This window comes from Pelomicrobium sp. G1 (assembly GCF_051905455.1).
Classification (GTDB): domain Bacteria; phylum Pseudomonadota; class Gammaproteobacteria; order Burkholderiales; family UBA6910; genus Pelomicrobium.
The window spans coordinates 1-253 of the sequence record NZ_JBQACR010000455.1 but is presented as its reverse complement, the minus strand read 5'-3'; the positions used below and the strand labels follow the sequence as shown (position 1 = coordinate 253).

1 pseudogene is annotated in these 253 nt (G+C 66.8%); it reads left to right on the top strand.

The annotated features are described in order from the left end of the window. Positions 1–136: pseudogene (locus tag ACTFO6_RS19210) on the top strand (MFS transporter); the annotation flags it as partial. Between the last annotated feature and the right edge of the window lie 117 nt (positions 137–253).

Sequence of the window (253 nt, the reverse complement as noted above, 5' to 3'; positions counted from 1 at the left end):
GCTGAGCCCCTCCCTGGGCGGTGCCTTGTTCGCCGCCGGGTGGCTCTCCGCGCCGCTGGTGGCGTGCGGCGTGCTGAAGATCTTCTATGACCTGGCGCTGCTCAAGGCCTTCCATCGGGTGAAGCCGGCCCACTAAGCCCCTGCCCCCTTGAACCCGGGCGAAGGCCCCAGCAAAATCCCGCATGCCGAAGCATAACAACTGCTCCCCTGTCCCAGGCGCTCGTCCGAAGGAGTCAAGCGCACCATGCGTACC